Genomic DNA, 17,887 nt, shown 5'->3' on the forward strand with positions numbered 1-17,887 from the left:
AATAATTAAATTAGAAAATGTACAGAAAAAGTATTCAATGCAGTCGTCATCAGTAATTCAAAATATTAACCTCTCAATAAAACAAGGTGAGATGGTAGCTATAATGGGACCATCTGGTTCGGGGAAGTCCACTTTGATGAATATCCTTGGTTGCTTAGATAAACCTTCAAGTGGTCAATACTGGATTAATGGTGAGAGGTATAGTAATATCTCCCCTAGGAAAATGGCTAAATTCAGAAATTCACTATTTGGTTACATTTTCCAACAATATGCTTTGTTAGAAAAATATACTGTTTATGAAAATATTGAATTACCCATATTATATCGTAATCAGCTTATATCCAGAAAAAAAAGAACTGAAAAGATAAGGGGAATATTAGAGAGTTTGGAAATGATACAATATATAAATAAATATCCATATCAGTTATCTGGTGGGCAACAACAAAGGGTTGCAATTGCACGTGCACTAGTGAATGATCCTGATGTAATTTTGGCTGATGAACCTACTGGTGCTCTAGATCAAAAAATTGGTAAAGAGATTATGAAACTACTAAATGATCTGAATAATATAGGAAAGACGGTTATAATAATAACTCATGATCCTAATATCGCTTCCTATTGTGGCAGAAAAATTGAAATGCTTGATGGTAATATTATTGAACATTCATGATATATTATTGAATCCTGCGGCAGCTATAGTCTTAATGGGTAAGGTATTTGATCATTATCTAGAATTTATCGAAGAATTTCAACAATTCAGAAGATTAACGGGCACTTAATTATTATTTTTTATCAACGCTTTTGATTTTAAAAAAAGATATTAAAGAATATTTAAAAGCTGATACCAACGTATCAGCTTTTTCTATTAACCTTTTAAACATCTACATAATCACCAACATCTTGATCTTTGTCCAGAATCTGTTTCAGATAATTGTCCTCAGTGATTTTACTCGAAGAATGTTGTAAAGTCATGGAAATATGCTTGAGAGGTGCACCAGCACGCAGGGCTTGTTGGGCAAAAAAATGGCGTAGGAAATGAGGAGTGATTTCATAACCAGATCTGGTTGTCAAACCCGCTTCTTTCATCCATTGGCTAAATGCCGTAGAGATGCTAGACAACCGATAAAATTTACCCCGATTATTCGGATAAAAGGGAGAGGTGTCTGAAGCGTCGAGTTTATTCGGAAGCATAACTCTTTCTCTGTATTCCATCAGTGTATTCAGAACGTAATCCTTAATGTGAACGTGTCTGATCTTTCCGTTTTTTGTAAGTGTTTTTAGATAGTATTTCTGAAGATAATCATCAAAATATATATCTCCCCATGAAGGTGCGATCACTTCATTCAATCGCATACCTGTAGTGGCCAGCAGTTGTAGTAAACTCTTCTTTTTAGGTGAATCTTCTAAAAAAGAGAGAGCAGCTTGAACGTCTTGTTTGCTAATATCCCGCTCCACAATCTTATTCTTGCTAATTTTCACATTTATAAGCCCGAGAGCTAGATTTTTTGTTAAATATTCTTTCTGCATGCACCAAATGAGAAATGATTTAACGATAGTTATCTTTTTAGATAATGTTGTTTCTTTGTTGTATTCATTTTGGAGATGTAGCTGGAATGCTCTTGTGTCAGTACGATTTATTGTTCTTATATCTGTGGTGTGACATGTTTCATACACCCATTGAAAGAATAATGATATTTCTCGAAAATATTCTCTTTTTGTTTTGACCGATCTATGCTTGCTTTCTTCATGGATGTATAGGTAGAGCATCCCGTTCTGATTCAAAGATGAATAGTCAAATTCACCATTAGGTTTTTCTATTAAACTTGTTTCGATTATATTAACATGATGATTATTTAAAGCAACTTGGAGATCGGTCTTATATATTTTATCACTTTCATTCATTTCACTAGTAAGATCAGAGGTTGGTCCAGCGATTTTAGAATTCATTCATATCTCCTTTTAGTAAATAATTGAATGTTTATTATGTGCACTTATTAATCAATTATTAATTTCTTATATATTATATAACAAATACGATAGATCGAAAATAACAGAATATTAGTTTCTATTTAATTTCATTTACGATACAAATTTATTTCATTTAACAATGAATTATTATTTTCTAGAAAAATATATTTAAATGTTATATTGAATTAAACACTATAGTTTGATATATTATAATTAACATATAATGGAATGTTGGTTAGGAGGCAATTAGTTTGGGAAAAAGGTATTTAAGCACATTAGATGTCGCTGATATATTCCAAATAAATCAAGCATCGATTTATAAGTTGCATAATCATAAAGATGAAAGCCGTAGGCTTGTCCCTGTGAATCCAACCACATATCGTGGAGATGGTGGTTATCGATACTCTGCAGAGGATGTTGAACGATTAAAAATATTCTACGAAAAGCAAAAAACGGATATAACGCTACCAATGGCTGCGAAGCGTTTAGGAGTTTCTACAAGCACCTTATATGGCTTGGTAAAAGAAAACGAGATTGAATATGAAGTGAAGACGATAGGTGAGCGAAAAGCTTATATTTTTGATGAAGAAGTAATAAAGGCCTACAAAGTTGCCCATCCAGAGCTAGGGGATCAAAATGTCATTTACGACAGAAAGCATGGTTATTATCTATATCAACTTTGGAGTAATGAAGCGGGGCATCAAGGAAGAATAATAGAGATGAAACGGATTGGGGGCAAAGCTAAGATCCTCACGACGATCATGACAGAAGAAGGGCTGATTGATGCTGAAGAAGCTTTGAAATGTGGCTATAAGCCGGTGAACACCGAAGTTCAAAACAAGGTTAGCTCTTCATATGGATACGCAGTGTTCGAATTTCCGAAGCCAACAACAGTTGATTCAATAGTGTACCAGGTTATTGAACTGATCTTCAGATTCGCAGGGCCATATAATCTAACGCTTGAATTAAATGGGAAAATAACTATGCAAGTCAAGAAAACTGATCTAAAAGGTATTAATAGTAACGATCATTTCGATATTATCGAAAAAATGAAGCAATTTATTGTGGCTGGTGAACTCGTACCCAAATTTGATGGTGTACTTATTGATTCCTGCTATAGCCCAATTATACTTTATGTTCCGAATTCTATCAAAGGCCAAATTCTTGAGGCTGCAGGTGATGATGGGTCAAATGTAATGGATTGGTTAAACACGTTACTTAAAAATCATTTTAGTAATTAAATACGCGATGGAGGGGGAAAAGAAAAATGGGGAACGTTCGAGTACAAGTTAGTAAAGATGGAGGAGCCACATGGAAATTCATATGGGCAGATCCAGCCGTATTCGATCCTTTAAAATCGAGTCTTACTCCTGGTGATCTAATTCGAAGAAGTCCTGAAGCTGCTGAAATTCGGGAGGTTGGTATTAAAGAAGGTAAACTCACGACATATTTGACAAATATTAATAAACGCCAGAAGTACATTTATCAAATCTCGGATAATACTATAGAAATCACAGCAACAAGCCAATCAATTGCGGACTATTTATTAATTAACCGGCTTCTCGAAAGCGGTTTACTTAAGCGGTCATCATGTTCTGATCAATGGATAATGTGCTCGACCTGCGGAGGAACTTACAATAGTAATAGCGCGAAATGTCCAAAGTGTAATTAAGGATCAAGCAGTTGAAGTAGTGGACATTGAAATTAAATCTATATTAATGAGGATGGGACAAATATGTATACAGTGAAATTTGCTTCCAAGCGGGTAGAAAAAGAGTATGTGAAATCTGAAAAATCTGTTAAAAAAAATATAGAGATAATCCTGACTGTTTTAGAAAATAATCCGAAACCAGTTCAATATGGTTATGAAAGCTTGAACAAGTTTAGCGAGATTAAGCGAATAAAGTTTAAACGGGAGCGGGTTTTTTATATTATTAATGAAGAGAAGAAAGAGATCATAATTGGGAAGATCGATCAGAGAACGAGTAATTCATATAATTGTGATATGCGTGAATGGTTCCGAGCTGCAGCTTAGGTAACAGTGATAATATCGATAAAAATAAGGAGTGTTTAATATGATTCAGACCAATACAGAAATCCGAGAGAAGAAGAGAAATCTAGATGAAATTGATGCAAAAATTAACAGAATGCAATGTCCAGTGAATCTTGTGAAAATCTTAGAATCCACTGATAAGTCCGATTTAGAAGAACAATATAAGTTATTTATTAATAGCTCAGTTGTTCATGACAAGAATAAGTTTTGTAAGGTTGGTCAGGTCTTAGAAATAACAGACCAGCAATTTAATACATCAGCTGGAACGTTCTATTTAGTCATATATTTTAAATCCTTTGATTTAAGATCTGGTGTGAATAAAGAAATTTTCCAGGACCTTCAACACCAGTACAGCACATTAATGGAAGAAATCGAAATTCTCAAATCAGTGGGCGAAACAAGCAGATGATCCTGATGCGGCAAGTTGGATGGAAAATCCTAATAAAGATATTTGTGAAAGGGATATGAATGATTACAAGATAAATGCTTTGATAAATGCAGCACTAGCTATCGATATGTTCTCTCTAGAATCGACGTTGCGTGATTGCTGAAAATTGATCCGACGCCAGCCGACAACGAATAATTAGGAAGTGTTCATATGGACAAAGAGTTATTTATTAATTTTTTAAAAGAGAAGATTACAATGGTTAAAAACGAACAATCTACCACGAATTCTGATATCAGAAAAGAGGAATGAGAATCGAACTCAAATGGTTGCGGTCAATTTTGGTTAAGGTGAACAATGGCGACTTTGACAAATGTGATTTGCCTGTAAGAAATGATATTGAGGAGTATAAAGGTTTTTGGATTTTGAGATACGGTACAGAGAATTGTTACCGCGTTGATTTTGGTACAAAGCGGTCTAAGTTGGTCGCCACTGTGGAAGATGCCCGTGCTTTGATAGATCTTCTTGTTCAGTTTTAGGATTTTGTATGGTTTATGGTCGAGAGAAAAATATGAGCCGATAGGGAAACGAAGTGAAGATGTTTGCATTTATGTTGGTAAATTTGTGTCACTAATGTAGGCGCATTTGTGTCATTAGACAACAAGGAAGTTCATATTGGCAGGATCTTATTAAAAGTGAGGATAAATAAGGATACTTAATGAATATTTTTGGTTAGGAGTGGTGAGATGGGCTTAAGACCAAAAGTAGGGACTAAAGTTAGGTTCGTTGAATGGGAAACAAGATATCCAATCCCTATCCCTCCACTTCCATGGACAGGTGTAGTAGTGGAAGTAGAACGAAAAGAGACGTATTTACCTATTACGTATCATGTAAAGCGTGATTTTGACGGTAAAATAGTAAAGTTTTTATCAAGGGATTTTCGTCCTTATGATCGTCAGTGAATACATGAGTACATTCGTTCGCTAATCCGTATATATAAAAATTAACGGAGGCGATTTCAGATGGAATTTGTACAACCGATCCGTAGCGTAAAGAAGCTAGAGGAGATGAAGGTAGTTCTCCGAAGCCGTTCAGAGCGCGATTGGTTTCTTATGGTAATGGGTATCAATGTCGGGCTTCGTATCAGTGATTTGCTGCCGTATTAGTCCGGGACGTCCGAAACAAATCCCATATCGTAATTCGAGAGAAAAAGACAGGTAAGAAAAAACGGTTCCCCATCAATGCTGAACTACGAGAGATCAGGATGACCAGCCATTATTTCCATCCAGGAAGACTGGGAGGAACATTGATCGTGTACAAGCTTATCGTATTCTAAACCGCGCAGCTGCGGAGGTAGGGTTGGCCGAGATCGGTACACGCGGTTGAAGAAAATAGCTGGAGAGCGTAAGTTTGAGTATGGAGGTACCAATGGCTATTCTCTATTTTATAATTCTGATCCTTTCCATGAGATATTTAATGTTCAAACCGATCAAAGTAAAGAGGTTCCAAAATACTTTAAATTATTTACTTTTGATCACAATGATCTTATCGACTTTGAATTTGATTAAGTATTTTTAGGAGTCAAATCGCATATATAAGGGGGACAAAGATATGGACATGAAAAGAAACGAAAAATCCGCTAAAGAACAGTCGGGAAAACCGACATATCACGGCATGACATTGGGAAACATTTGGTTTTCGTCAGAAACACACGGGGATAACTTCATTGTTCTTTTGGAGCGCTTTAAGGCTTATAAAAATCCGGAATATGCGGTTGCCTGCTATATTTCTGCTCACCCGGAAATATACGGACGCATTAACTGGAATAATTGTGACGATCCGATCGGATGGTACTGGGGCGAATGGACCGGGATTGACGATGACGACGAGAATGGCTATTACTTAGAATCTGAGATGGTTGGTCAATTATCCAGTGGGTATCGTGGGCTGGTACGGGCTTCTGCAGAACTATACATTGGCCGTCAGCATTACTTTAACTTGATGGGATGGCTTGGCAATGCGGGGGATGAGGTATATAAGCTGTTCGTTCAAGCGTTAGAGATTCGGCGTGATCGGTTTGTACTTGAACTGGCGTAACAGAACGTTTAGATTGCCTTTGGGGAGCAGGGCGGGGGTAAGTAATGGGTGGTCATGACCACGAACGCGTTAATGATTTGGTAGTGACCTTCGCATTATAAATTACCCCCAATCTAGAACCCGCTCCAAAACAGGTAATCTCATCTTCCCCTCTTTAGTCCAATGGCGAAAACGTACTTCCACACGTACCATAGGATCTACAAATGCAACGTGCTCATTCTCCCGAATTTTTGTTTTAAGCAATATCGGGAAAACCTCTCTCGAAACAATATTTAGACCATACTTTAACCATCCAACGGGCTCTATTCCGCCGTTTTTTTCGATCCCTAATAACCATGCAATAGTGGTTTTACTGAAACCAATTATGATACAAGCCTGTCTTTGATACACAACACACCGGGACCAAACTCCTTTTGGTCGAGAAGCTGGGTGGTATTTGCTGTTTTTCTTTTTGAAAACTAGACCTTCGAGTTCTTCTTCACGGCATTTATTAAATAGTTGTACAAAGTTATTCTCAAAGTAGCGCATACGTTTAATAATATCGTTCTCATGTAGCGCATCTTCTAGTAGTTGCTTACGCTCCATTAGGGGCATTGAAAAGGTTGGTTTTGATTTATAAACAAGGATGTCGAATGCAATATAACATAGTCCGGGGGTTGCAATTCTGGGCTGATTCGAAGAGAAGCGCTTCATTGTAGCAGAAAAGTCAGGTTTCCCCGTTTCGATATCACATACTACAAGTTCCCCATCCAAAACTGTACCAATACGGGTTGCTTCACGAGTTGCTTGTATAACCTCTTGGAAGCGGGAGGTTATTTCATTATGATGCCGGGTAAATAAATGGGTATTGGTATCATTACTGATGATCCCTCGAATTCCATCAATTTTAATTTCTCCAATATGGCTGCCGTCCGACTCAAAAGGTTCCTTTACTTCATCAAGTAACATAGGTTCAACATACATTTTCATCACCCTAATTTAGAATTTCCATTTTTTTATTGTTTAATCTAATGGATTGTTTGATGTGTTTTTTGCAGTTTTTTTATAACTGACATTCATCGGAACTTTCAATACAATAGGGACAAACATATTCAGTAAGGAGGAAGCGGAGAGATGAAAGATTTCTTTGACAACTATCTGAAAACGAAACTGCGTGAGCATGGTCTCAATCCTGATAACCCATCGTTTCTTAAGGACTTACGTTATATAAAGGAATTTAAGAATGAAAAAGTGGGATGTGAATATGGTTTCGTCACATATGATTACTATATCCGCAAGGAGTGGTTCTCTGGCGAGACTCCAGAGAAAGAGTACGGACGCTTCGATCCACAAGCGCTTTGGGATGGCAATCCGGTCAGGGCTAATGATCTGATACAGGAAATTAGAGACGAGACACAACAAGAAATTATGAACGAGATGCTGGATGAGATAAGAAAAGAGCTTTCTGAAACGCAGCTGGAGGGGATTGGACAAGAGATTTCGAAAAAGCAACTGGATGAGATATGGGATTTGCTTTCGGAAACGTTACAGGAAAAGATAGATAAAAAATTGCAGAAATGCGAAGAAGATAATATTAAAAACAAGTTGTTTGGAACAAGCGGGTTGCGCGGGAATCTGAAGAGGCGAGTTGGATTCGATACTGCCTTATATGGGAAGCAACAAATGTTTGAGGAATTCAAGCTTCTCAAAATATTGTATCACTTCGAAAAGCATCACAACGACGAGGTGAAGGTGAACGTCACGAAGATGCTGGGTGACTTGTCGATCGAATACGTCGACCGAAGCATCATCGGTGAGAATAGTGTTCATGGACAAGTAGTTACGGATCTATTGACGGAAGTACATTTGGCGAGTGATCCGTATTTCCCTGTCATCGCTAAGTTCGAGACCCCTAATTTTGCAGAGTTTTGGAATTATAAGTTAAATCAAATATATGCTGTGGCAATAATGCAAGAGCCTAAGAATATCCGTATTGCGGAACTGAGACGGATATTGGATTACGCAATGAAATTGCTGGATAGGCTAGGCGAGCCACAACCTGTAACGGATGGTCGATTGTTGGAGTCATTTTACTTACGCGTGCTGCAGTTGCAACAAATCGCCAGACTACATGATATCGATCGTGTGACGAAGTTTATTGCTGGTTCAAAGCAGACGAGCGATCTATTGAAGCAGGAAATACGACCGTTTACTTTCCCTTCAGAAGTGATTGCAGACGCTGAAACTTTCATTCGAGACCATATGGATGACATAGCTTCATTCGTTTATTTCGGGGAGGAGATAACCAAAAAGCATAGGGAGTTTTTGGAGAAACACGCACCGGCTGTTCAATACCTTTTGGACGAGTGTGGTAAGCAAAAGTTCGGTTTTGATTCACAGCTAACTCCGCTCTTTCTGATCAGCTGCCTTCAGGAAATCGCTCTTAGCGATTCTTTGAAAGCAGGGGATGACGAGTACGCGTTTAAGAACTATTATTACAAGGCTGATGGGAAAGAGCGTACATTGACCTCGGTTTTAAAGAATATGACGAAACAATTAGAAGTCGAAGAGGCTTTTCGGCTCGTCTGGACGATAAAAATAGAGCGGAGAATATACGCCAATCTTAGACTGTTAGATGAGTATTTGCTGCTGCAGGATATAGGTATTGTATGTAACCGAATGATCGAAAAAACGATGCAAATTACAGACCCCATCACGATGCGCGTTTGGAATGAATTCTTACTATCACAGCTAATCGTGAATGACTCCAAGCCGATCGTCCATGCAGTGAGAAAATTCAATTTCATAGTGAATAATGAAACTGGACTTTCCTGCGATTTTCAAACTATGCAATTGTTCTTACTTCATGTAGGGGAGACTGAAGCTATTGCGAGTATACTTGCTCAAAAAATTAATACGGTTCTGCGACGTCCGTCGGTCCGGGCTGATGAGCTCCGATGTCTGAGGGTGAATCTGAAGGTGAACTTTTCACCTGGGGATACATACTATTTAGTGTATTCTATCGACGTAAATAAAAAGTTGCTGAATTTGATATCTTTCATGCCATTCATAAGCAGTGAGGATTTAACACTTTTTTCAAAAGTAGGGCTTAGAAATTTTTTTGATGGCCACAAGCGGTTTAGCAGCCGGTAAGATGGCTTTCAAATGATGGTCAGGGGTTTGGTGTTTTCTCCAATTAATTCGGTGACAAAACTTAGAAGGTTAGGGTGATCAACATGGTGGATGATGTAACAGTTTTTAATATCGTCTTGGCTAAGCATTGTGGGTTGGACTGGGAAGAGCAGGAGAATCTTCAGGAAGCCTATGACACGTACAATAAGCTATCAGATGTGAAGAGAATTAGATTCGACGCACTAGTGACAGAGGCCAGCTGCGCTTGCAGGGACTTGTTCCAAAGCTTTTCTACGACGAATCGAACGCAGCTAGATTTGGACATTCGTACCGAAATCGAAGAAGAAATATATCGTGTACTCGAACCGATGATTGAGCGATATCTTTCGTAATCTGAAGTTTGGCACCATGATACTGTTACCGTCGACGCTGCGAAGAGCGAGCGGCCAAGCTGCATGATGATTCTTCAATAAGTATACATGGATGTTCTCTCGAAGAAACTGTTTAGCTTGTGCTACTACGCGAGGTCAGTTGGATAGTATTCTAGAGATATTGTTCTTTCGGTATTATGTGACAGTTGCCACCGTATAGACTGGTTAGAGGGGATGGCCGCGGATGCGAATTCGCGTAGATCAGGCAGTGGTTATGGGGGGGGCGGGGCAGTTTCGTTCATCGGGCTGATGGCGACACCCGATGGTTGCCATTGAACCCGCTCCGGTCTGCATTCTCATCCACAAGCGTGTATTAGTATCAGCACGCTGGTGAGATGCGTTACTACTACGTTCACTACTCCATGAGCGCATTTAGGGGAGATGGGCACCGTCAGCCGGCAATACGATTGGCGTTGGCGCTTGTTGTAACACTCATTATATCCGGAGTGCTTTTTAAGATCGTCACGCAGCGGGCTGCCACTCTAAAGCAATAGCTTGACCGGTATTGGACAATCTGCAATACAACCAGGATCGCGTATCTAGGAGCGCCGCGGAATTCGAGCTTGTAATAAAAATAGGGGGGATATGATGAAAATAACAAAAAGGACAAGGCAAAAATGGACGAAAGCTTATTTGATTGATAGAAAGGGATTAAATAGATTGAGCTATTTGTTCTCAATTTGTGCGGTAATTCTTGCATTATTGGCCAAGCATGAATATTACATAAGAGATTATGAATGGAATGAAATAACGGGGCGGGTTGATATTCTTCTACTTAGTTTTGGTTTAATTTTCACATTAGTGAACATTTATATTAAATCTGCTGTTTTGTTTTTTCAAATGTATCTCGGCATAGGTAATTACAAATGGACTTTATGTATGATGCTTATCCCATTGATCACTAATTTATATTCATTAATTACAATTCCATCGCTATACGTAGTACCGGTAATTATGATGATTCTGGTTCACTTCTATACCAAATATAGATCTAATATTCATTCAAAAAAAACATTTTCAGGGTCAATCTGAATTAATAGGTGCCTATCGAAGCCGAGAATAGTATGCATTGGAATATTACATGTTACTATTCTCGTCTTTTCAGTTTTATCGAAATGAATTAGTGACTTTTCTTTCTCTATTGGCTCCTCAACTATTCGTATAATCCAATAACAATAGCTTAGATCGTTCCTAACATTCGAATTGCCTCAAACTCGTCAATATCGGGCATGATTTTTCCTTCTAATTGCTCCTTGATCGTATTCACCTGTGATTTAATAACTTCATCTAGTAATCGAATGTCAAATTGCATAGTTTATTCTCCTTTTCATTTTGGCCAAGTTGCGTTGATCTGGAGAGTTACTTATGAACGTGCAACGCAGCGTTTGCCGGCCGGATCATGCATAATACTCTTCATTATAATGCTGCAAAAATTTCAACATCTGAGCGCATAACAAAACGGCCATCAAGAATAATGATTGATTCATCGAATGAATTGATTTGGATAAATGAATCTAACAATCGTTCTTCGAAATATACGTTTACAGGTGTTGAGAAGAGGATACAGTTATATAAGTCTGCATCTGTTACGATTTTACTTGGGAGCATACATTACACCTCGTTTTGTTTAATATGACGGAGTAGCTTAGTATAGGTCTTTATCGAATTTTCGATTTGTTCTTCAAGTAGTGGGGTGATCTTGCGAAGGTGATCACTTCCTGCTGCAGTAATTCGCAATAGTCGAATACTTTTATGACCAGGATCTAGACCGGCATATTCGATTAGTGATTGATTAATCATTTGCTGGATCCGTAAAGATAAATGACTAAGCGTTACTCCAGCGCCACCAAGAGTAATTTGAACGTTCTGTTCAATTTGTTTTGCAAATGTATCTTTATTGCTCAGCTCACTTAGAACTAAATAATCTATTACTTCCTGAACTTTTAATATTGAACCCAACGAAGTTTTCTTTGCTGTTCGAATTTTCGGGTTAATTATTATAACCTCCCTTGGGGATGGTAGATATTCCATTGATGATAATATATCATAAAGTTATCAACCTATACAATATAGAATAGGTTGAAATTGATTGCTACAAATCAAAAGAAATGGTATACTATTTTTAATTTCATACCATAAAATACGAAGCACGTATTAGATGCCCATATGGGGCTACTAAACGTGCTTTTTTTTATGGAATTTAGGAGGAATGTCTATTGTGCAGCATTTTTACTGGTAGTAAAGAAGAGACGTTGAATCAGATCCGGCAACTGCTGAAGCTCACTAGTTTAATGGGTGACTCGAATTCGATGGCAGACCATATCTTTACGAGTTCGTTTGCATTAGCTGGGGAGATTCATACCGGTCTGAATAGTGGTGCAAAATTGGGAAGCGGGTATTTGAGCACGGACCATCGAAAGCGAAAGGAGACACGTGGAAGAATGTTCCTTGCAACGGATGGTAATTGTAAAAGGCCGAATTCTTTTTGTAAACATCGGCAGATCATGAATTAATTTCTTTGATCCGATTGCATGAAAATTCGAATTTTAATTTATAATATCGTGGTTCGGGCAGAGTAAGATTTTCAATTATCGATTTAAGGAGTGTATTCAATAATGATATTAATTCTGAGTGGTGTAACGCTCGTGTTGGCTGCTACTGCAATTACATTAGTGTATTATTTGATTCGATCTAGCAAAATGGTCGATGAGCGTTTGAAAGAAAAGTTTATGGAAATTCTACAGAAGGAAAAGCCTGATCCAGCAAACTTCCCAGATTCTTTACCCGAAGACGTGATTACCTCCTGGGCAGAAACCCAATGGAACAAATTTAAGAAGGCTCTACCTTGATTACTTTGTACACGGGAATGACATTAGAGAGTGAATGAAAAATAAATAGCTTTGCGTTCCGGCGATGGGCGACGAGTCCGAATTCATAATCGAGAAGCCACGGTCCATGCCGGAACACATCCAGATGAACATCTATAAACACATACTCAGTGATTATTCCACAGCTAGCGAACAGTCACTCACACACCGTGCTGCACTCAGCAGAACAATAGGAAGTGCAATGAGATCGCCCCGCGCAGTTAGCCGCCGCTTTTTGGCCAGCACCGTTGCGGGCGCGTATTGCAAGATCACAAGCAATGGCCAGTTGCTGGTCGTTCCGTGCCGGCCCACATTCTGCAGGCAAGCAACATGGTAAAGAACAACAAACCATTATCCCGCTTCATTAAGTTTAATTAACCTCATTGTCAAATATCGGGAATGGCTTCAACCTAAACGGAGCGCGCTGAAACTGGTGCAATGAGAGCACAATTACGTGTTATAATGATACGTGTTTACACGTTTAATTCCCAAGCTCGCGCGCTACTCCGTGCATATCCTTACTACCTACTTCTTTCCTCCTTCTAGAGATCCATAAATTCGTCCGATCGAACATTACTTAGATTTATATATCGAAACTTCTCCAAATTACGAATCTACATACTCTTGATAATTCTTCTTATTTTCACACTCAATTCCTACAACACAAACCCTTTAAAACATATTTACGACGACACAACCCCCCCGCCCCCCAAACAAAACCTGCAACTTGATACGATTATAGATACTAAGTATAATTCTTCAACTAAGTCCGAAAACAACCAAAGAATAAACACGCATCCAGTCGAAAATTTAAAATCTGCAACTAAATACGAATCTAGATACAGAATACCAAACACAATGGTATAAAAGGAGAAGGTACGAAAACCGAGGGGCATGGAGCGGGAAGCGGGGGCATCAAGTGTGTGAACACGTATGTTGATAACACGTAAATTTTTGGTATAATAATGTTAATGAATAATCTTAGATGGCCGCCATATATTACATCAATTTAGATTAAAGAAAGAGGTAACTTCCATGCGTGATCAAATAAATAAAATCGAAAAAGAAACATCCCTTGGCCATGTAGTTAAGGTGCAGCAGGTCATTGATTTCCTTGTACTCGCCGAACTCCAATCCGGGCGTCGTTATGGAAAGCAACTCGATCAAGTTATCACAAAGACCCTCGATGGTGTAGGCGTCAATGACTCGTATCTCGCTCAAAGGCTTAAAAAGTTGGCCGAAAAGGGACATGCAACAAGCCAGTGGGATGATGATAACCGTTACAACCGGTATTATGAAATCACAGATTCCGGAATTGAATACTTTAATCAACTACTACGGGATCTTCCGGAACGTGTGGACCTTGCCCTCCATGTATACAAGTTATTTCAGAAAACCATGAGAAATTACAAAAAATAGTAAAGGAGGATATTATCATATGGATTTAGATTATTTAAAGGTAGTGGCCGATCTAAAGGAGCATTTCCCACAGGGAACGGTTAAATTCAGTTTAGATACTAATCGGCCTTATATACCTAACCAGGTCTATACCGATCGATTAGAAAGAGTAACGAATAGCCGGTGGAGTTTAGAAATCAAAGAACTCGATGTCAATGCTCCTTTCAGATATGTCAAAGCTATTGTAAGGGTTCATATCGATGCTCATTTTCGCGATGGTTACGGATTTTCAACTATCGATGGAGATCCATCTTTAGTGCCAAACAAGATAACAAGCGCCGTAGACCATGCTGTTAATGAAGCATTTATAACTGCTATAGATAGTTATCAAATGGGTTGGAAGGATCTTGCACCATATAAATTAAAAGACTGGGGAGGAAATCCAGCACTTCAACATCTGCTTGAGGGTGAACCACCGCCAATGATCGGAACTGAAGCATTGAGCTCCAGTTCAAAATCTCCTCGACAATGCATGAAATGTAAGAAATATCTATCCGATTCAGAAATTAATTTACTTAAGCAGCTTCCAAAACTCAGTCTGATTTATTGTTTTGAACATCTACCTAATCATTGGAAGAGAGAACTGCCTGAAAAGGTATTAACAGATTTCGAAGCGACACTTGACTAAAAGGATATGATGTATGACTAGACGAGATTCTTCCTAATCGGTATAATGAAGGTACGTAAAATCGTATATTAGATTATGAACTTTCAAATGTATACCAACCAAAATAATAATAATAACGTAGCGAAAGACGCATGAAATTCTCACAAGAATTTCATGCGTCTTTTTCTTATTTCATAAGGAGTTGCTTTTATTGTTAAATCTATTTGAATCCCAAGGATTACATCGTTTTTTTCGCCTATATCTTCAATTTCAAGAGGTTCATGAATGGAAGCAAGCACAGCATTTAATGAATATTCTATATGATAAAGATCCAGGTACTTTTTGGCACTCAATGAATGTCGCGTTCTTATCTGAACAGTTAGCAATAACGCGTAAGAACTCTAATAGCGATCGCATCTTTCTGGCAGCATTACTACATGATATAGGAAAGATTACAATCGACAATCATATTCTTCAAGGAACTAGCTTGCTTACTCAAAATGAAAAAAAACAAATGCAATTCCCCTATACTGGTTTTATCATATTAAAAGCATACAACTTCAACAAAGACATACAACATGCTGCACTATCTCACCATGAACGTATGGACGGAAGCGGGTATCCCAATAATGCATCAAACATACCATATATTGCACGCTTGGTAGCTATTGCTGATGTTTATTGTGCTTTACTCGAAGTTCGCCCCTATAGGAAAACAAGCTTCACTATGAGCTCAGCTTTGCAGTATTTCAATAATCAAAGGGATTTATTTGACTATGATATTCTTAAAAGCCTGAAGGTGACTCTTCAGGCAAATGCACCAACAAATTCATCAGAAGAATTACTATCAGGCGAGGCCATAGATAAAAAAATTCTCTCCATTAAATAACCGATTTGTACTATAATAATAAGATAAAATGAAAGCATGAAAGGGGCCATATTAATGCGTTCCCAACAATCATTAATAAAACTAATCGACAAATATAGCTACTATATGCTTGACGATTACAATAAATTAAAGATGTCCGGAAATCAAGAATCAATCATTACTGAAATGATTAATCACAAAGCAAAAAAATATGCTGAAAATTTAATTACAAATAAAATGAATGAATTAGGACTTGTTGCAGTTCAAATAGGTAATGAGCATTTGAAAGTATCCAAGGAAATTTTCGATCTTCAAGTTCAATCTCAGGATGTTGATTCGCAGTTACGTGTCCAAGAAAGACTATTATTTTTTAAAGGATTATTAATAGAATCGGCAATAACCGAAAAACGAGAGCAGCAAAAGAAAAAGGACTATTCAATGGTTGAGTATATATTAGATCGACCAATCTTATCAGCCTCTACACCTAATAATAAAAAAATAAGTGAATACGTTGAAAACTCAAAGACGGGTAGTTTAACTGTAAAACGTAATGGATTCCGAGAGATAGAATATAGAAATAAAAATAATTACTTCTTAACTCCATTCGATGCGAAGGTTTTAGTCGGCCTATGTAAAATGTGGGAGCTTAAAGGGGAAAAAATCGGATTTGATTGCACGTTTAGTGAACTCCAAGATGTACTTCAAGGGAGAAAAGATGGCGGAGCTTATAATAATCTTGCAACCAGTCTAGACAACCTTTTTCAGACAACCATCGTGGTTAACGAATATTTAGATGATGATGATCAGCTTCCCGATACTGCATATCATAACCCTATTTCAGATGCAAAAATTTCACGTAAAGATTTAACTGTATCTATTAGATTTTCTGATATCATGCACCGTGCACTCACTCAAGGTAATGTAATAAAAATGAGTCTCTCATTATTTAACGACCTTGGAGGTCAAACCTCAAAGCTATTATATATGCACTTGGTTAACCTTGATAAAAAAGGAAAGCGCGTTATTGTGCTTAATGAACTATATGAACACATAGGTTTATCTGGTAATAGGGCAATCAAGAACTTCAATTCGGTTAAAGATGCATTAGAAGAGCTCAAAGCGTACGGTGTCTTAAAATACTATGAGTTTGATTCAATTATAGAAGATAAAAGTTCGACATTTACATTTGAATTGGAAGAATGGGCAGCTAATAAGCAACCCGAAATCGCAATTTAAGAAGGGATCCGTTTTCATTAAGAAAACGATCCCTTCTTTTTTTGGGTTATTTATTGGATTTTGTAGTATGGAGAGGTACCTTTGCGAGTGCAGTCCCGCAGGGAGCAACTACCGTTACCTGTGCCGTTCTACAGGAAGCGGTAGTTAGATGTTCTTCTGGATACGTCCAGATCCGGAAATTCGTTTTTTAGACTACCGCACTGCGGGTGCCGCACTCTATTGAAAGTCTAGAACGATTACTTATGATTGCAGCGCCGCCTTCACACTCGCATTCGGACGAGGACCCAAGAACTCGTTCCGTAAATATCAGCGTGTTTGGCCACCGCCTACATGCAGATAGCATTCGATGCTGCAACCTGAAGTAGAGTGTACATTGAGATGGTAGCGCAGCTGGTGTTGGACTACCAGCAGCTGCAGGATCTCATGAAATCCACTTATATCACCCCGATCTGAGTGATAGCAATCATTTTAATGAACAAATACCGGTTCTATAGAGATAGTTGAGTTACTGGGCACCGGACCGTATTCAACTCCAGGAGAGAACATACTGAAGATCTCACTTATGATTGCAGCTCTGCTTGCGCCATCCGCAGCTGCGACCCCTCACGGTTGTCCCACGACAATACCTGCAGAACATCTAAGAACTCGTATAGAAGATCGCCACATAAACGGCGTTCCACCTTGTCAACGATCAGTTCACGCAGGCACACACCCGGAAGAAAAATTATTACTCATGATCGCTTCGCTGCTGGTAAAACGGCTGTCTCTCAGCCGCCCCCACACTATTCTGTACGTGTGTCGATAGC

The 17,887-nt window shown here is 38.3% G+C and carries 19 protein-coding genes; 15 read left to right on the forward strand and 4 right to left on the reverse strand.

Going from position 1 to position 17,887, the window contains the following annotated elements; genetic code table 11:
- The first annotated feature begins 1 nt into the window (after window position 1).
- Window positions 2-670: an ABC transporter ATP-binding protein gene (locus AC3WU2_RS22915; RefSeq protein ID WP_492457387.1), complete on the forward strand. Its 669-nt coding sequence runs from the start codon at window positions 2-4 to the stop codon at window positions 668-670.
- Between the two features lie 203 nt (window positions 671-873).
- On the opposite strand, the gene AC3WU2_RS22920 is transcribed toward AC3WU2_RS22915, so the two are convergent.
- Entirely contained in the window at window positions 874-1,947 is a 1,074-nt protein-coding gene (locus AC3WU2_RS22920; RefSeq protein WP_492457314.1) for a tyrosine-type recombinase/integrase, read from the reverse strand.
- Window positions 1,948-2,219: 272 nt separating this feature from the next.
- Between AC3WU2_RS22920 and AC3WU2_RS22925 the strand changes: the two genes are divergently transcribed.
- The 6 genes from AC3WU2_RS22925 (at window position 2,220) to AC3WU2_RS22950 (ending at window position 6,503) form a co-directional block, all read left to right on the forward strand.
- A complete protein-coding gene (locus AC3WU2_RS22925; protein ID WP_492457315.1) occupies window positions 2,220-3,209 on the forward strand; it encodes a helix-turn-helix transcriptional regulator in 990 nt (329 codons plus the stop codon).
- A gap of 26 nt (window positions 3,210-3,235) precedes the next feature.
- Entirely contained in the window at window positions 3,236-3,640 is a 405-nt protein-coding gene (locus tag AC3WU2_RS22930; RefSeq protein ID WP_492457316.1) for a hypothetical protein, read from the forward strand.
- A gap of 63 nt (window positions 3,641-3,703) precedes the next feature.
- Window positions 3,704-4,003 carry a hypothetical protein gene (locus AC3WU2_RS22935; protein ID WP_492457317.1) on the forward strand — a complete coding sequence of 100 codons (300 nt, stop codon included), beginning with the start codon at window positions 3,704-3,706 and terminating at the stop codon, window positions 4,001-4,003.
- A gap of 40 nt (window positions 4,004-4,043) precedes the next feature.
- Window positions 4,044-4,430: a hypothetical protein gene (locus AC3WU2_RS22940; protein WP_492457318.1), complete on the forward strand. Its 387-nt coding sequence runs from the start codon at window positions 4,044-4,046 to the stop codon at window positions 4,428-4,430.
- Between the two features lie 998 nt (window positions 4,431-5,428).
- Window positions 5,429-5,572 (forward strand): hypothetical protein, encoded by a 144-nt coding sequence (locus AC3WU2_RS22945; protein WP_492457319.1) that lies wholly within the window; start codon window positions 5,429-5,431, stop codon window positions 5,570-5,572.
- A 445-nt stretch (window positions 5,573-6,017) separates the two neighbouring features.
- Window positions 6,018-6,503, forward strand: a complete 486-nt coding sequence (locus AC3WU2_RS22950) for a DUF2538 family protein (RefSeq protein ID WP_492457320.1) — start codon at window positions 6,018-6,020, stop codon at window positions 6,501-6,503.
- 102 nt (window positions 6,504-6,605) lie between these two features.
- Here the strand turns inward: AC3WU2_RS22950 and AC3WU2_RS22955 are convergent, their stop codons facing one another.
- Entirely contained in the window at window positions 6,606-7,466 is an 861-nt protein-coding gene (locus AC3WU2_RS22955; protein WP_492457321.1) for an ATP-dependent DNA ligase, read from the reverse strand.
- 150 nt (window positions 7,467-7,616) lie between these two features.
- Between AC3WU2_RS22955 and AC3WU2_RS22960 the strand changes: the two genes are divergently transcribed.
- The gene (locus AC3WU2_RS22960; RefSeq protein WP_492457322.1) at window positions 7,617-9,635 is read left to right on the forward strand and encodes a hypothetical protein; all 2,019 of its coding nucleotides are present in this window, start codon (window positions 7,617-7,619) and stop codon (window positions 9,633-9,635) included.
- An 83-nt stretch (window positions 9,636-9,718) separates the two neighbouring features.
- Window positions 9,719-10,006 carry a hypothetical protein gene (locus tag AC3WU2_RS22965; protein ID WP_492457323.1) on the forward strand — a complete coding sequence of 96 codons (288 nt, stop codon included), beginning with the start codon at window positions 9,719-9,721 and terminating at the stop codon, window positions 10,004-10,006.
- Between the two features lie 1,219 nt (window positions 10,007-11,225).
- Here the strand turns inward: AC3WU2_RS22965 and AC3WU2_RS22970 are convergent.
- Window positions 11,226-11,357 carry a hypothetical protein gene (locus tag AC3WU2_RS22970; RefSeq protein ID WP_492457324.1) on the reverse strand — a complete coding sequence of 44 codons (132 nt, stop codon included), beginning with the start codon at window positions 11,355-11,357 and terminating at the stop codon, window positions 11,226-11,228.
- A 299-nt stretch (window positions 11,358-11,656) separates the two neighbouring features.
- Entirely contained in the window at window positions 11,657-12,004 is a 348-nt protein-coding gene (locus AC3WU2_RS22975; protein WP_492457325.1) for a hypothetical protein, read from the reverse strand.
- A gap of 257 nt (window positions 12,005-12,261) precedes the next feature.
- On the opposite strand from AC3WU2_RS22975, the gene AC3WU2_RS22980 reads away from it, so the two are divergent.
- From AC3WU2_RS22980 to AC3WU2_RS23005, 6 genes are all read left to right on the forward strand, one after another.
- The gene (locus AC3WU2_RS22980) at window positions 12,262-12,558 is read left to right on the forward strand and encodes a hypothetical protein (protein WP_492457326.1); all 297 of its coding nucleotides are present in this window, start codon (window positions 12,262-12,264) and stop codon (window positions 12,556-12,558) included.
- A gap of 102 nt (window positions 12,559-12,660) precedes the next feature.
- On the forward strand, window positions 12,661-12,894 hold the full coding sequence (locus tag AC3WU2_RS22985; protein ID WP_492457327.1) for a hypothetical protein: 234 nt from the start codon (window positions 12,661-12,663) through the stop codon (window positions 12,892-12,894).
- 1,053 nt (window positions 12,895-13,947) lie between these two features.
- Window positions 13,948-14,331, forward strand: coding sequence for a PadR family transcriptional regulator (locus AC3WU2_RS22990; protein WP_492457328.1), 384 nt, complete (start codon window positions 13,948-13,950; stop codon window positions 14,329-14,331).
- Window positions 14,332-14,350: 19 nt separating this feature from the next.
- Window positions 14,351-14,998 carry a hypothetical protein gene (locus AC3WU2_RS22995; protein ID WP_492457329.1) on the forward strand — a complete coding sequence of 216 codons (648 nt, stop codon included), beginning with the start codon at window positions 14,351-14,353 and terminating at the stop codon, window positions 14,996-14,998.
- A gap of 190 nt (window positions 14,999-15,188) precedes the next feature.
- Window positions 15,189-15,866, forward strand: a complete 678-nt coding sequence (locus tag AC3WU2_RS23000; RefSeq protein ID WP_492457330.1) for an HD-GYP domain-containing protein — start codon at window positions 15,189-15,191, stop codon at window positions 15,864-15,866.
- Between the two features lie 54 nt (window positions 15,867-15,920).
- Window positions 15,921-17,081, forward strand: a complete 1,161-nt coding sequence (locus AC3WU2_RS23005) for a hypothetical protein (protein ID WP_492457331.1) — start codon at window positions 15,921-15,923, stop codon at window positions 17,079-17,081.
- Window positions 17,082-17,887: the final 806 nt, after the last annotated feature.

The organism is Paenibacillus sp. EB106-05-06-XG162 (assembly GCF_058791655.1).

What these genes read in the sequence shown, in the direction of transcription:
- AC3WU2_RS22965 (WP_492457323.1), top strand. Translation starts at nt 9,719, where the DNA reads ATGGTGGATGATGTAACAGTTTTTAATATCGTCTTGGCTAAGCATTGT.
- AC3WU2_RS23005 (WP_492457331.1), top strand. Translation starts at nt 15,921, where the DNA reads ATGCGTTCCCAACAATCATTAATAAAACTAATCGACAAATATAGCTAC.
- AC3WU2_RS22960 (WP_492457322.1), top strand. Translation starts at nt 7,617, where the DNA reads ATGAAAGATTTCTTTGACAACTATCTGAAAACGAAACTGCGTGAGCAT.
- AC3WU2_RS22930 (WP_492457316.1), top strand. Translation starts at nt 3,236, where the DNA reads ATGGGGAACGTTCGAGTACAAGTTAGTAAAGATGGAGGAGCCACATGG.
- AC3WU2_RS22950 (WP_492457320.1), top strand. Translation starts at nt 6,018, where the DNA reads ATGGACATGAAAAGAAACGAAAAATCCGCTAAAGAACAGTCGGGAAAA.
- AC3WU2_RS22955 (WP_492457321.1), bottom strand. Translation starts at nt 7,466, where the DNA reads ATGTATGTTGAACCTATGTTACTTGATGAAGTAAAGGAACCTTTTGAG.
- AC3WU2_RS22990 (WP_492457328.1), top strand. Translation starts at nt 13,948, where the DNA reads ATGCGTGATCAAATAAATAAAATCGAAAAAGAAACATCCCTTGGCCAT.
- AC3WU2_RS22920 (WP_492457314.1), bottom strand. Translation starts at nt 1,947, where the DNA reads ATGAATTCTAAAATCGCTGGACCAACCTCTGATCTTACTAGTGAAATG.
- AC3WU2_RS22945 (WP_492457319.1), top strand. Translation starts at nt 5,429, where the DNA reads ATGGAATTTGTACAACCGATCCGTAGCGTAAAGAAGCTAGAGGAGATG.
- AC3WU2_RS22970 (WP_492457324.1), bottom strand. Translation starts at nt 11,357, where the DNA reads ATGCAATTTGACATTCGATTACTAGATGAAGTTATTAAATCACAGGTG.
- AC3WU2_RS22935 (WP_492457317.1), top strand. Translation starts at nt 3,704, where the DNA reads ATGTATACAGTGAAATTTGCTTCCAAGCGGGTAGAAAAAGAGTATGTG.
- AC3WU2_RS22985 (WP_492457327.1), top strand. Translation starts at nt 12,661, where the DNA reads ATGATATTAATTCTGAGTGGTGTAACGCTCGTGTTGGCTGCTACTGCA.
- AC3WU2_RS22995 (WP_492457329.1), top strand. Translation starts at nt 14,351, where the DNA reads ATGGATTTAGATTATTTAAAGGTAGTGGCCGATCTAAAGGAGCATTTC.
- AC3WU2_RS22940 (WP_492457318.1), top strand. Translation starts at nt 4,044, where the DNA reads ATGATTCAGACCAATACAGAAATCCGAGAGAAGAAGAGAAATCTAGAT.